The organism is Streptomyces sp. NPDC055078 (assembly GCF_053607985.1).
Map to the genome: position 1 here is coordinate 1 of NZ_JBSGUP010000174.1, position 13,226 is coordinate 13,226.

Annotated in this window: 12 protein-coding genes and 1 pseudogene; 5 read left to right on the top strand and 8 right to left on the bottom strand. The window is 72.5% G+C overall.

The features are described from left to right. A pseudogene (locus ACWF94_RS16985) lies at window positions 1–983 on the bottom strand (hypothetical protein); the annotation flags it as partial. 377 nt (window positions 984–1,360) lie between these two features. After that, window positions 1,361–3,001, bottom strand: coding sequence for a ribosomal protection-like ABC-F family protein (abc-f, locus tag ACWF94_RS16990; protein ID WP_453488267.1), 1,641 nt, complete (start codon window positions 2,999–3,001; stop codon window positions 1,361–1,363). Between the two features lie 312 nt (window positions 3,002–3,313). Between abc-f and ACWF94_RS16995 the strand changes: the two genes are divergently transcribed. Continuing rightward, window positions 3,314–3,781: a helix-turn-helix domain-containing protein gene (locus ACWF94_RS16995; protein WP_453488269.1), complete on the top strand. Its 468-nt coding sequence runs from the start codon at window positions 3,314–3,316 to the stop codon at window positions 3,779–3,781. Window positions 3,782–3,864: 83 nt separating this feature from the next. Here the strand turns inward: ACWF94_RS16995 and msrA are convergent, their stop codons facing one another. Both msrA and ACWF94_RS17005 read right to left on the bottom strand, forming a co-directional pair. Next, on the bottom strand, window positions 3,865–4,530 hold the full coding sequence (msrA, locus tag ACWF94_RS17000; protein WP_453488271.1) for a peptide-methionine (S)-S-oxide reductase MsrA: 666 nt from the start codon (window positions 4,528–4,530) through the stop codon (window positions 3,865–3,867). Between the two features lie 295 nt (window positions 4,531–4,825). Continuing rightward, window positions 4,826–5,935 (bottom strand): hypothetical protein, encoded by a 1,110-nt coding sequence (locus ACWF94_RS17005; protein ID WP_453488273.1) that lies wholly within the window; start codon window positions 5,933–5,935, stop codon window positions 4,826–4,828. A gap of 250 nt (window positions 5,936–6,185) precedes the next feature. Between ACWF94_RS17005 and ACWF94_RS17010 the strand changes: the two genes are divergently transcribed. Continuing rightward, complete coding sequence (locus tag ACWF94_RS17010) at window positions 6,186–7,343, top strand: cystathionine gamma-synthase (RefSeq protein ID WP_453488274.1); 1,158 nt, start codon at window positions 6,186–6,188, stop codon at window positions 7,341–7,343. A 154-nt stretch (window positions 7,344–7,497) separates the two neighbouring features. Here ACWF94_RS17010 and ACWF94_RS17015 read toward each other — a convergent pair whose 3' ends face one another. The 4 genes from ACWF94_RS17015 to ACWF94_RS17030 all read right to left on the bottom strand — a co-directional run bounded on the left by ACWF94_RS17015 (window position 7,498) and on the right by ACWF94_RS17030 (window position 9,324). After that, entirely contained in the window at window positions 7,498–7,689 is a 192-nt protein-coding gene (locus ACWF94_RS17015) for a DUF1059 domain-containing protein (RefSeq protein ID WP_453488276.1), read from the bottom strand. A 156-nt stretch (window positions 7,690–7,845) separates the two neighbouring features. Continuing rightward, window positions 7,846–8,100 (bottom strand): hypothetical protein, encoded by a 255-nt coding sequence (locus tag ACWF94_RS17020; RefSeq protein ID WP_453488278.1) that lies wholly within the window; start codon window positions 8,098–8,100, stop codon window positions 7,846–7,848. 48 nt (window positions 8,101–8,148) lie between these two features. Further along, complete coding sequence (locus ACWF94_RS17025; protein ID WP_453488279.1) at window positions 8,149–8,628, bottom strand: sigma factor-like helix-turn-helix DNA-binding protein; 480 nt, start codon at window positions 8,626–8,628, stop codon at window positions 8,149–8,151. Between the two features lie 156 nt (window positions 8,629–8,784). Next, window positions 8,785–9,324 (bottom strand): MarR family winged helix-turn-helix transcriptional regulator, encoded by a 540-nt coding sequence (locus ACWF94_RS17030; RefSeq protein ID WP_453488281.1) that lies wholly within the window; start codon window positions 9,322–9,324, stop codon window positions 8,785–8,787. A gap of 156 nt (window positions 9,325–9,480) precedes the next feature. Here ACWF94_RS17030 and ilvA point away from each other — a divergent pair, with 156 nt between their 5' ends. From ilvA to ACWF94_RS17045, 3 genes are all read left to right on the top strand, one after another. Continuing rightward, window positions 9,481–10,716 (top strand): threonine ammonia-lyase, encoded by a 1,236-nt coding sequence (gene ilvA, locus ACWF94_RS17035; protein WP_453488283.1) that lies wholly within the window; start codon window positions 9,481–9,483, stop codon window positions 10,714–10,716. 532 nt (window positions 10,717–11,248) lie between these two features. Further along, complete coding sequence (locus tag ACWF94_RS17040; RefSeq protein ID WP_453488285.1) at window positions 11,249–12,286, top strand: ATP-binding cassette domain-containing protein; 1,038 nt, start codon at window positions 11,249–11,251, stop codon at window positions 12,284–12,286. Beyond that, a complete protein-coding gene (locus ACWF94_RS17045; RefSeq protein WP_453488287.1) occupies window positions 12,283–13,137 on the top strand; it encodes an ABC transporter permease in 855 nt (284 codons plus the stop codon). The genes ACWF94_RS17040 and ACWF94_RS17045 overlap by 4 nt, the downstream gene beginning before the upstream one ends. Window positions 13,138–13,226 lie beyond the last annotated feature (89 nt).

A 13,226-nucleotide genomic window follows, 5' to 3' on the forward strand; every position in this document is an offset into this window, starting at 1 on the left:
GCCGTATGCCGCGCAAGGACCGTACGCACCACAGGAGTCCTACACCGCCCAGGAGCCCTACACACCCCCCGAGCCGTACGCGGAGCCGCCCGCTCCCGTCGCCATCCCCACGCCCCCGCCCGCCCGCGCGGGCCCGGCGGCGGTGTGCCGGGACCGCCGCCGGGCCCGTTCCGCGCCGACCTGCCGAAGCCGCCGTACGCGAGCAGCGCGGCGAGCAGCACCGGCGGCCCCGCGAGCCCCGCCAGGCGCTCGACGTTCGTACCGATCGGCGACGGGATGAGATACGTCAGCACCACCCCGAGGCCGTACACCCCGGCGCCGTACCGCACCGGACGCCAGGCGCGCGGGGCGGCGACGGCCACCGCCGCGCAGACCAGCAGCGGCAGCCACAGCCTCCCCGACTTCATCGGCATCTCCCCGTCGAAGGGGAAGAGGAGCGCCGTCGCGCCCACCACCGCGGCCGGCGGCAGCACCAGCACCAGCCCCCTGCGCCACCGCCGCTCCAGCAGATACGCGGCGGCGGCCACCACCAGGAACAGCCCCGCGACCGGGCTCGCCATCGTCGCGAGCGCCGCGCACACGGCGGCGAGCGCCGTCCGGCGGACGTACAGCAGCGCGAGCAGACCGATCGCGACGCCCAGCGCGAACGTCGTCCGCCCGGACGCGATATTGCACCAGACCGCGACCGCGCCGAGCAGCGCGGGCCACAGCGGCCACCGCACGCCCCACCGCGCCCCCCGGCGGACCAGCAGAGCGGCGAGCAGCCAGGTCCCGGCGAGACCGGCGACGACGGACACCGTCCGGACGCCGAGAGCGGCCATCAGCGGGGGAGCCAGCACACTGTAGTTGGCGGTGTGCATGCCGCCGTACCAGGAGAGGTTGTACGCCGACGACGGGTGCCGCTCGGTGAACCCGGTCCAGGCGAGCTGCGCCGCGAGATCGCCGCCGCCGGTCGCCAGCCAGCCCGCCCACAGGACGTACAGCGGTACGACGGCGGCGGTCGCGACGAGCGGGACGCGCCACCAGGAGGCCGCGCCCCACCCGCCCGTGTCCCCGGCGCCATCGGTGTCCGCGCCGCCGGTGTCCGCGCGGACAGCCACGTCCACGCGCGCGCCCGCGACCGCCTCGGCTTGCCGGCCCGCGTCCGCCTGCGCGCCCGCGACCGCCTCCGCTTGCTGGCCCGCGTCCGCCTGCGCGCCCGCGTCCACCCCCCGGTCCGCGTCCGCGCGGACGTCCGAGGCCCCCGCCGCTGTCGCCTGTCTCGGTATGTTCGCCTTCGCCCGCTGCTCACTGATCCCCACCCCTGAACCCTAATGGCGTACAGGTGTGGACCAAGAGCCGTACGGGATCCGGCCGGATGTCAGGGAGCGGCCCGGCCGGAACGCAACTCCAGTCGCTCGCCGTCGAACCCGCCGCGGAACCGGCGGTCGTGCGACACCACCACCAGCGCCCCCTCGTACTTCGCCAGTGCCTCCTCCAAGTCCTCCACCAGGCTCAGCGCCACATGGTTGGTCGGTTCGTCGAGTACGAGGAGGTCCGCGGGAGCCATCAGCAGCCTGGCCAGTTCCAGCCGCCGCTGCTGCCCCACGGAGAGCGCGGCGACCGGCACGGTCAGATCCTCCTCGTGGAACAGTCCGAGGCCCAGCAGTTCCCCGGCGTACTCGTCGGGCAGGCCACGGCGGCCCGCCGCGTACGCGCTCAGCAGGGGCAGCGGCGACGGTACGGCGGGCAGGTCCTGCGGCAGATAGCCGATCCGCGCCCGCTCCCCCCGGTGCACCGTGCCCTCGTCGGGGCGCAGATCACCGGCCAGGACACGCAGCAGGGTGGTCTTGCCCGCGCCGTTCGGGCCGGTCACCAGCAGCCGTCGGCCGGCCTCGATCCGCAGGCCGTCCAGCCGCAGCCGGTCCCCGACCGCGATGTCCGTCAGCTCGGTGAGCAGGCCGCCGCCGACCGCCCCCGTGACCGGCCGCGCCTGGAAGCGCAGCGGCTCGGGCGGCGCGGGCACCGGCTCCCGCTCCAGCCGTTCCAGCCGCTGCCGGGCGGCCCTGATCCGGCCGGCCAGCTTGGCCTCGTGCGAGCGGCGGTGCTTGCCGAAACCCTCGCCCGGATCGCGGCCCGAGGCGGCGAGGCGCTGCCCCGCCGACGCGACCTGCTCCCGCGTCCGGGCCAGTTCGTCCAGATACTCCTGGTGGTCCTGCTCCCAGCGGCGGCGGGCCGCCGCCTTCGCGGTCCGGTACCCCGCCCAGCCGTCGCCGTACCGCTTCACCGCGCGGGTGTCCCGGTCGACTTCGAGAATGGTGGTGGCGACGCGTTCGAGGAACGCCCGGTCGTGGGTGACCGCGACGACCGTGCCCCGGTGGGCCCTGAGGTGCTCCTCCAGCCATTCGGTCGCCTGCCGGTCGAGATGGTTCGTCGGCTCGTCCAGCAGCAGCAACTCGGGCGCGGCGGCCAGCACACAGGCGAGCGCCAGCCGTGACTGCTCACCGCCCGAGAGCGTGCCGAGCCCCCGCTGCCGGTCGATCCGGGCCAGCCCGAGACCGTGCAGGGCGGCGTCGACGCGCGCGTCCGCCTCGTAGCCGCCGCGCTCCTCGAACGCGGTGAGGAGTTCCCCGTACGCGGCGAGGGCGGCGTCCCCCGGATCTCCCGGCTCCGCTTCGAGCCGCGCCTCGGCCTCCCGCAGCCGACGCTCGATCTCCCGCAGTTCGGCGAGCGCGGCGTCGACGGCGTCGCTCACGGTGTGCTCAGGACCGAGCCCGAAGGTCTGGTCGATGGTCTGGGCGAGATGCCCGGTGCCGCCCGGCGCGCTGACGGTGATCTCTCCGCCGTCCGGGGCCTCGGCGCGGGCGATCAGCCGCAGCAGGGTGGACTTGCCGGAGCCGTTCTCCCCGATGAGACCGGCCCGCTCACCCGGCCGGACGGTGAGGGACACCTGATCGAGGACGGAGCGGGTCCCGTACGCCTTGGAGACGTCATGCAAGGTCAATTGGGCGCGTTCGCGCATGGTTCTTTCCCTGAAAGTGACATGCCGGTGCCACGGGGCACGGCAGAGCTGGGTTCGGACCTGGGGAAGGGGACGTCAGCGGAGTGAAGTCACTCGTACGCCGCGTCCGCGCCCGATCTCAGAGAAAGAAGTAGTGCATGAAACAACCCATGCCGTGAGTCTAACGGTGGTCTTGGACGGGGGCTCCCGATTTTCCGGGGCGCTGCGGCGGGCTCCGGCTGGCTCCGGCGTACCGCGGTCGCCTGGGTGATTTCGCCCCGGGCGCAACGCCGCCCCCGTCCCAGCCGCCCGGGTGCCTCCTACCCTGAAGCGGTGAGCACCCACGCGCCGAAACCCGTCCGCCTCGTCACTCCGCGCCCGGGCAGTGAGCCGTCCCGTGAGCCATCGGGCGAACCGCTGTGGCGTCATGTCGTCGGCGGTGTGCTGCGGCGCGAACGGCTCGCACAGCGGCGTACGCTCCGGGACGTCGCCGACACCGCCCGGATCTCGATGCCGTACCTCTCCGAGATCGAGCGGGGCCGCAAGGAGCCCTCATCCGAGGTCCTCGCGGCCGCCGCTCATGCCCTCGGCCTCGGCCTGGCCGACCTGCTCGCCCTGGCGCAGGGCGAGCTGACCACCGGCCGTGCGCCGCGGTCCGGTCGCCCGGTGACATCAGCCACCGCGGTGACCTCTCTGACCTCGGCTGGGACTTCGACTGTGACATCGGCCTCGCCGCGCGCGCCCGGCACCCCGCGCCAGGGGACCGGTCCGCGCCAGGGCGAGGTGCGGCTAGCCGCCTGACACGTATACGTACGCGTACGTACGGTCAGCGCTCGCCGTCCACCCCGGCATCCGAGCGGTCGGCGCCGTGACGACGGCTCGTCCTAGCCGTCGGCCCGCGCGACACCGATCGGGCACGACACACCCGTACCGCCGATACCGCAGTATCCGCCCGGGTTCTTGTCGAGATACTGCTGGTGGTACCCCTCCGCCGGATAGAACGGGCGGCCATCGGCGGGCAGCAGCTCCGTCGTGATCGCGCCATGGCCCGCGCCCGTCAGCACCTGCTGGTACGCGTCGCGGGACGACTCGGCAGCCGCCGTCTGGGCGGGGGAGTGGGTGTAGATCGCGGAGCGGTACTGGGTGCCCACGTCATTGCCCTGGCGGAAGCCCTGGGTGGGGTCGTGGGACTCCCAGAAGACCTTGAGCAGCTGCTCGTGCGTCACGACCGCCGGGTCGAACACCACGCGGACCGCCTCGGTGTGCCCGGTCAGGCCCGAGCATGCCTCGTCGTACGTCGGGTTCGGGGTGTGGCCGCCCTGGTAGCCGACCAGGGTCGTCCAGACGCCCGGGACCTGCCAGAAGATGCGCTCCGCGCCCCAGAAACAGCCGAGGCCGAAGTCCGCGATCTCCAGGCCGTCCGGATAGGGGCCCAGCAGCGGGGTGTCCAGGACCGTATGCCGGTCGGGGACGGTGAACGCGGGGTCGGGGCGTCCGCGCAGGGCTTCATCGGGGGTGGGGAGCTGGGGTGTGCGGTGGGACAGGAACATACGAAGGCTCCTCAGAATTGCCGGCATCGGGAAAACGTCCGGGACGGTCGCGGCATTCCCCCGGCGGGCCGTCCCGGCGAGTCCGCTGCGGGGTCCGCCGGGAGGCGGCATGGCACCGCCGCCCGGCGCTCAGGCCCCGCACGCAGGCCCCGCTGGCACGCTCGGCACGCAGGCCCGGGATCGAGGCCCGGCACGCCCGCGCGGCACGCAGACCCGGGATCGAGGCCCCGCACGCTGGCTCGGCACGCACGCCCGGCACGCCCGGCACACCCGCCCCGCACCCACGCCCCGCGTCTCAGCGCGACAGCGTCGCCGGACTGCCGCCGTTGGACTCATATCCCGCCACCGCGAGGTTGCGGTACAGGGTGTACTCCGCCGCCGGGTCGGGGCTCTGGGTCCAGGGCACCGCCCCCACATGGCCGTCCACCCGCACCAGCTCGTTCATCGCCTCGCCCCACCGCTCCGAGCGGACGAGGAAGAGGACCAGCAGATGCCGTACATGCGCGAGCATGGGGTCGTCCGCGCGGGCGGAGTGGACCGCGAACAGCGCGCCCTCCATCGCCTTGGAAACCACCGCGCTCTGGTAGAAGCCCTGCACCAGGACGAGATCCGGCACATGCTCGTGCACCGCGAACAGCGGCAGCGCCGCCAGGAGCGAGCCCTGAGGGGCGCGCGCCGCGGCCGTCGTGGCGAAGTGGTCGGCCTCCTCGCGGCTGCCGTGCCAGGTCTCGCCCCAGTACTTCAGCGCGGCCAGATGCGCGCCCATGTGCTCCGGCGCGCGGTCGATCACCTTGGCCCACAGCTGGTCGAACTGCTCATGCGGATAGCCGAGGCCCCGGGCCACCGCAAGCTCGACGATGTACGGGACGGGGTCACCGGGAGCGAGCAGCGCCGCCTCCGCGCAGACCGCGCGGGCCTCCTCCAGGATGATCCGGAAGTCGTCGGCGCCCACAGTGGACGTCCGCCACGCCTGCTGTACCAGGAACTCGGCGTGGACCTGCGCGCCGCCCGCGTCCTTCGGGGACTCCGAGCGCCAGGTGCGCAGCCAGGCCCCGCCCGCCCCCGGCCGCTGCTGCAACTCCAGCGACGCGGCCCCGGCGAACGCCTGCACCCGCTGCCAGCGCACCTCGCCCTCCTTGGGGGTCCCGGCGAGCAGCTGCGACGCGGCCCGCCAGTCCTGGGTCCGCTGGACGACATCGAGCACATCGAGAAGATCCCGGTCGGGGCCGGGGAGCCGGATGTCCAGCTCCTCCTGGCGCACGAACCCATAGGTGTCCGGGTCGGCGGCGTCGGGCGAGCCGGGCGCGACCTGGCGGATACCGCCGCCCCCGCGGCGGCGCAGCACATACGGGCCGACGATCGCGGCCAGCATGCCCATCGCGATCAGGAACCAGAGAATCTCCATGACGCCCATTGTCCCGGACGCCACCGACAACCGGCCACGCCCCGGCGCCGGCCCGCCGTCGCCGCCGGCCGCACCCCGGCTGACCGCACCCCGGCCGCCGGCCGCACCGCTGGGCGCGCACTCCCGCCACCGGCCGTACCACCGACGCGCGTACCCCGAGCGCGCACCCCGTCACGCGCCCCCACCGCAGCCGCCCGCGCCGTGGTCCGGGTCCGCGTCCCCGGCCCGTACAGAGCTACGCTCGGGCGTCATGAGCCACCAGTACAGCTCCCAGCATCTCGAAACCCTCGCCATCCACGCGGGCAACACCGCCGACCCGCTGACCGGCGCCGTCGTCCCGCCCATCTACCAGGTGTCCACCTATAAGCAGGACGGCGTGGGCGGACTGCGCGGCGGCTACGAGTACAGCCGCAGCGCCAACCCGACGCGTACCGCGCTGGAGGAGAATCTCACGGCGCTGGAGGGCGGCAGGCGCGGGCTCGCCTTCGCGTCCGGGCTTGCGGCGGAGGACTGCCTGCTGCGCGCGCTGCTCGCACCCGGCGACCATGTGGTCATCCCGAACGACGCGTACGGCGGTACCTTCCGCCTCTTCGCGAAGGTCGTGGCGCGCTGGGGCGTCGAGTGGTCGGTCGCCGACACCTCCGACCCGGCCGCCGTGCGGGCGGCCGTCACCCCGAAGACCAGGCTGCTGTGGGTCGAGACCCCGTCCAACCCGCTGCTCGGCATCACCGACATCGCGGCGGTGGCGGAGATCGCGCGGAGCGCGGGGGCCCGGCTGGTCGTGGACAACACCTTCGCCAGCCCCTATCTCCAGCAGCCGATCGCGCTCGGCGCGGACCTCGTCGTGCACTCCCTCACCAAGTACATGGGCGGGCACTCCGATGTCGTCGGCGGTGCGCTGATCGCGGCGGACGCGGGCGTCGGCGAGGAACTGGCGTACCACCAGAACGCGATGGGCGCGGTCGCGGGTCCCTTCGACTCCTGGCTGGTGCTGCGCGGGATCAAGACCCTGCCCGTCCGGATGGACCGGCACAGCGAGAACGCCACGAAGGTCGCCGAGATGCTGACCCGCCACCCCAGGGTCACCGAGGTCCGTTACCCGGGCCTGCCGGAGCACCCGGGCCATGAGATCGCCGCCAAGCAGATGAAGTCGTTCGGCGGGATGGTCTCCTTCCGGGTCGAGGGCGGCGAGGAGGCGGCGGTCGCCGTCTGCGACCGCGCGCGGCTCTTCACGCTCGGTGAGTCCCTCGGTGGGGTGGAGTCCCTGATCGAGCACCCGGGCCGGATGACCCACGCCTCGGTCGCGGGCTCGGCGCTGGAGGTCCCCGCCGATCTGGTGCGGCTGTCGGTGGGCATCGAGGCGGCCGACGATCTGCTGGCCGATCTCCAGCAGGCGCTGGAGCACTGATACGACGCTTTCGTACGTACTCATACGTACTCGTACACCCTGGTGCGCACTGCTGCGCCGAGCCGGCGCCCGCGACGGGCGTCGGCTCGCTCACCGGGGCCCGCTCGTCGTCCGGGCCTCGGCTCGCCACCCGGGGGACCCGCCGGGTACCGGGTCAGGCGTGGACCTTCTCGTCCACCAGCATCTCCCGGATCTGCGTGCGCAGCTCGGGGCTGTCCTGATGGCCGTGCACGGAAACCGCGTGCTCGGTGGCGGCCCGTACGACTTCATCCTCCTCGCCGGAGATGGTCAGAGTGCAGTCCATCTCGCTCGGGAAACTGCGGCAGTCAGCGACTTTTCTGGTCATGGTGACCTCCCTGGTGCTGTCTGTGCACCGCTGTTCCCAGGATAGATCGCTATACGGGTATATCGGGGCAATCTGCCCGGATCGTGCGAGGTCCGCCCTCAGGGCGCACAGGCCGGTCGGCTCCTCCCTCAGGGCGGGCACAGGCCGGTCGCGCCCTCACCAGCCCTCCAGCGGAGGCGTCGTATCCGCGGGCCGTACGCCCCAGGGCTCCACCGCCGCCGCCCAGACCGCGAACGCGATCGCCGCGGCCAGCAGCAGCGCCCAGGCCACCCGGCGCACCGCCCGGTGGCGGCGCAGCACCCGGGCGCCCCGTGCGACCGCGCGGGCCGCGAGATCCGCGGGTACCGGGGTATGGCGGGCCGCGAGCAGCCGGCGGACCTCGTCCTCCTTCTTGCGGCTGGGGCGGCTCATGGCACGGCACGGCCACGGCGGCTCATGGCACGGCACGGCCACGGCGGCTCATGACACGGCCTCCACCGCCCCCGCCGAAGGGGCCGCCCCGCGCCGTTCGGCGCACAACGTCGCCACCGCCCGGCGGCAGATCGCGCGGACGCGTTCCACCGGGAGCCCGATGATCGCCGCCGTCTGTTCCTCCGCGACCCCTTCGTACAGCCGCAGCACCACGATCAGCCGCTCCCGCGGGCCGAGCGGTTCCAGGACCCCGCCGTGCGCCCGGGGGCGCCGCCAGGCACCGCGGGCGAAGCGGACGGCGAGGTCCTGGCGGGTGCGGTCGTACGGGTCCTCGCCGCGCAGCCGGTCCCATCGCGCGTAGGTGTGGGCCAGGGCGTCGGTGAGCAGGCGCTGGGCGTACGGATTGGTGTCCGGCGGCTCGGCGGTCAGCAGGGTGGCGGCGTGCAGCAGCCGTCCGGCCGCACCCGCGACGAACGCCTCGAACTCACGGGCGCGGCGACGCCCGAGGACCGTCTGCCGCTCGCTCACCTCTTCATCTAGAGGCAGTCGAGCGGCCCAGGTCAAGAGGGCTGCGTCTCTCCTGTCGGGAGGGCTGCTTCCTCGCGGGCGGAGCCCCCCGTACGGGGGCGGGCATTCCCGGGTGGTCGGCGTACCCGGGCCATGTTGTCGCTCCGTGCGGGGGTGTCAGGGGGTTCCCGGGGGTGCCTCCGTACCCATCGACGGCAGTACGACGTGGTCCATCGGTGCCGGTCCGGCCTGGCGGGCGGAGAGCGCGGTGTTGAACCGGGTGAGCAGGGTGCAGAAGGACTCCCGTTCCGTCTCCGACCAGCCGTCCGTCACATACGCCATCAGCTCCCGCCGTGAGTAGCGGACCTCTTCCAGCCGGGTCTGGCCGCGCGGGGACAGCTGGAGCACGACGGCGCGTCCGTCCTCCGGGTGCGACGTGCGCTTGACGAGGCCGGTGTCCACGAGCGGCGCGACCTGGCGGGTGACGGTCGACGAGTCGATGCCCATCCCCGCCGCGAGCGCTTTGACACCCATCGGACCCTCCCGGTCGAGCCGGTTGAGCAGCAGATAGGCGGCACGGTCCATGGAGTTGCGGACCTGCCCGACCCCGCCGAGCCGGGTCTGCTCCGCGCGGCGCGCGAAGAGGGCTACCTGGTGCTGGAGAGCATCGAGGAGGCCGGAGTTGAGATGAGTCGTCATGTCCTGAGAAGTGGGCATGGCAAAGGGGGCTCTCTCGTGCGGTGGGCGATTGGTGGGGGACACAGTACGCGGACCCGGGGCGGTCCGTACGGGGTTGGGAAAACCATGGAGCAAGCGGTTCGCGAGCGTGGTATCCGGGCGCCGTCCGGTCTGTGAGCTGCGAGACTTGAGGTCATGACCTTCCGTACGCCTGACTCCTTTCGCCCCGTCATTCTCGACGATGTCCGAGGGGCTCAGAAGATGCTCTCCGGGGTCGCGCGCACCACCGCGATGGAGGGCAGCAGGCATCTGACGCGGTTGGTCGGCGCACCCGTCCACCTCAAGTGCGAGAACCTCCAGCGGACCGGTTCCTTCAAGCTGCGCGGCGCGTACGTACGGATCTCGGGGCTCCGCCCGGAGGAGCGCGCGGCCGGGGTGGTCGCCGCCTCCGCCGGGAACCACGCGCAGGGTGTCGCGCTGGCCTCGTCGCTGCTGGGCGTGCGCTCGACCGTGTTCATGCCGGTGGGCGCACCCCTGCCGAAGGTCGCGGCGACGAAGGAGTACGGGGCCGATGTGCGGCTGCGCGGGCAGGTGATCGAGGAGACCCTGGCGGCGGCCGTGGACTACGCGGAGGAGACAGGCGGGGTCTTCATCCACCCCTTCGACCACCCCGACGTCATCGCGGGGCAGGGGACGGTGGGTCTGGAGATCCTGGAGCAGTGCCCGGAGGTGCGCACCATCGTCATCGGGGTCGGCGGTGGCGGCCTCGCGGCGGGTATCGCGGTGGCGGTGAAGGCGGTACGGCCCGATGTGCGGCTGGTCGGGGTGCAGGCGGAGGGGGCGGCCGCGTATCCGCCGTCGCTGGCGGCCGGGCATCCGGTCTCCGTCGACGCCCCGGCGACGATGGCCGACGGGATCAAGGTCGGGCGTCCCGGGGACCTTCCGTACAAAATCATTGGCGAACTGCTGGACGAGGTCCGTACGGTCTCCGAGGACGCGCTCGCCGGTGCGCTGCTGCTCTGCCTGGAGCGGGCGAAGCTGGTGGTGGAACCGGCCGGGGCCGCTCCGGTGGCGGCGCTGCTGAGCGATCCGCGCAGCTTCGAGGGGCCCGTTGTCGCGGTGCTGTCGGGCGGGAATGTGGACCCTCTGCTGATGCAGCGCATCCTGCGGCACGGCATGGCGGCGGCCGGGCGGTACCTCTCGCTGCGGCTGCGGCTGACGGACCGCCCGGGGGCGCTGGCGGCGCTCCTGGGGGCGTTGTCAGTGCTGGACGCTAACGTCGTTGATGTGAGTCACGCACGGACCGATCCCCGGCTCGGGCTCACGGAGGCGGAGGTGGAATTGGAGCTGGAGACCAAGGGGCCTGAGCACTGCGACGAGGTCGCCGCGGGGCTGCGCGATGCGGGGTACACGGTCACGGTCATGGGCTGAGCGGACCGCGCTCCGGTATACGGGGGCCGGGCGGAGGGCCGGTTCGGGAGAACCGGTGCGGGTGAGCGGTCCGGGAGGCCGGTGGGGGAGGCCGGTTCCGGCGGGCGGTGTGCGCGCGGACTCGGAGTGGTGCGCGCGGACTCGCGGCGGTGCGCGCGATGTATCGCGAACTCCCTTGAGTGTCGCGATGTATCGCGTTATCGTGAGGGTCCTGCCGTGACCCTGTCAGTTTCGGACGGAGATGGAAAAAGGTAACAAAATGGCGAAATGTATGTACGTCGGTAGCTCCGCCCGCCGCTTTCGCCGTCACTGTGGTTTCGCGCAGCACCAGCACCACCGGTTCCGTGAGCACTGACGGCGGCGCCGGTGCCGCAGTCCCTCCGGTCCGCCGTACGCCTGCCGGCGTGCCGCTGGCCCGCAGTACCGCCGGCCCGCAGTACGACCGATCCGCAGTACGACCGATCCGCTGACGTCCCGGGGCCCGGGCCCCTCATCCGAACAACCCACCCACCTGCCACCCTGGGAGACCTGTATGCCAGGCGCCATCTACGCCGAGGGTCTGGTCAAGACCTTCGGCGCCGTAAGGGCACTGGACGGCGTCGATCTCGACGTCCCCGAAGGAACCGTTCTCGGCCTCCTCGGCCCGAACGGCGCCGGGAAGACCACCACCGTCCGCGTGCTGACCACGCTGCTCCAGCCGGACAGCGGCAAGGCCGTCGTCGCCGGTATCGACGTCCTCAAGCACCCCAATGAAGTCCGCCGTTCCATCGGTCTCTCCGGGCAGTTCGCCGCGGTCGACGAGTATCTGACCGGCCGTGAGAACCTCCATATGGTCGGCCAGCTCTACCAGATGAGCGCCCGGGACGCGAAGAAGCGGGCCGTCGAGCTGCTGGACCGGTTCAATCTCGCGGACGCCGCCGACCGGCCCGCGAAGACCTACTCGGGCGGTATGCGCCGCCGGCTCGACCTGGCCGCCGCCCTGGTCATCTCCCCGCCCGTGATGTTCATGGACGAGCCCACCACCGGGCTCGACCCGCGCAACCGGCAGCAGCTCTGGGAGGTCATCCAGGAGCTGGTCCGCGGCGGTACGACCCTGCTGCTCACCACGCAGTATCTGGAGGAGGCCGACCACCTCGCCGACACCATCTGCGTGGTGGACCACGGCAAGGTCATCGCCCGGGGCACCGCCGACCAGCTCAAGGCCCGGACGGGCGGCGAGCGCGTCGAGGTCGTGGTGCACGAGCGGGAGCAGATCGGCGCCGCCCGCGAGGTGCTGACCGGCTTCGGCAAGGGCGAGGTCGCCGTCGTGGAGCACACCCGCAAGCTCACCGTCCCCGTCACCGGCGGCGCGAAGCTCCTCGCCGAGGTCATTCGCGAACTGGACACCCGGGGGGTGGAGATCGACGACATCGGACTGCGCCGCCCCACCCTGGACGACGTCTTCATCTCCCTCACCGGCCACGCCGCCGAGCTGGAGACCGAGGAGGCCGAGGAATCGCAGAACGCCGGCGAACCGGACGGCACGCACGGATCCAAGGGCCGCACGTCACGCAAGGAGAGCGCGAAGTGACCACCACGACCGAGGCCGGCAGGCTCGCGCCCAGGCCCCGCGGCGGCATCGTGCAGTCGGTCAACGACTCACTCGTCGTCGCCAAGCGCAATCTGATCCGGATGACCCGCATCCCGGAGATGATCATCTTCGGGATGATCCAGCCGATCATGTTCGTGGTCCTGTTCACGTATGTCTTCGGCGGCTCCATCAAGGTCGGCGGCTCCACCTCCCCAGGGGCGTACCGCGAGTTCCTGATGGCCGGCATCTTCGCCCAGACGGTCACCTTCGCCACAGCGGGCGCGGGGGCGGGCATCGCCGACGACATGCACAAGGGCCTCATCGACCGGTTCAGATCGCTGCCCATGGCGCGCGGCGCCGTCCTCACCGGGCGTACGCTCGCCGACCTCGTACAGACGGCGCTCACTCTGGTCGTGCTCGCCGTCGTCGCGTTCCTCGTCGGCTGGCGGATCCACGAGGGCGTCGGCAAGGCGCTGCTCGGCTTCCTGCTGCTGCTCTTCCTCGGGTACGCGTTCTCCTGGATCGGCGCGCTCATCGGACTCTCCGTCCGTACGCCCGAGGCGGCGACATCCGGCGGCCTGATCTGGCTGTTCCCGCTGACGTTCATCTCGAACGCGTTCGTGGACGCCAACCAGATGCCGACGTTCCTGCGCCATATCGCCGAGTGGAACCCCTTCAGCGCCACCGTCCAGGCGTGCCGTGAGCTGTTCGGCAATCTGCCGCCCGGCTTCCAGACCTCCGACGCCTGGCCCATGCAGAACCCGATCCTGGCATCGGTCCTGTGGTCCGTCCTGATCATCGTGCTTTTCCGGACCCTGTCGGTCCGCAAGTACCGCTCCGCCGCGGTCTGACCGCCACCGGGGACGGCGGACGACTCGGATGTACGGCTCCGGTGCCCGCGAGGCCGCACACGCGGCGCGGGGGCACGCGAGGCATGGGG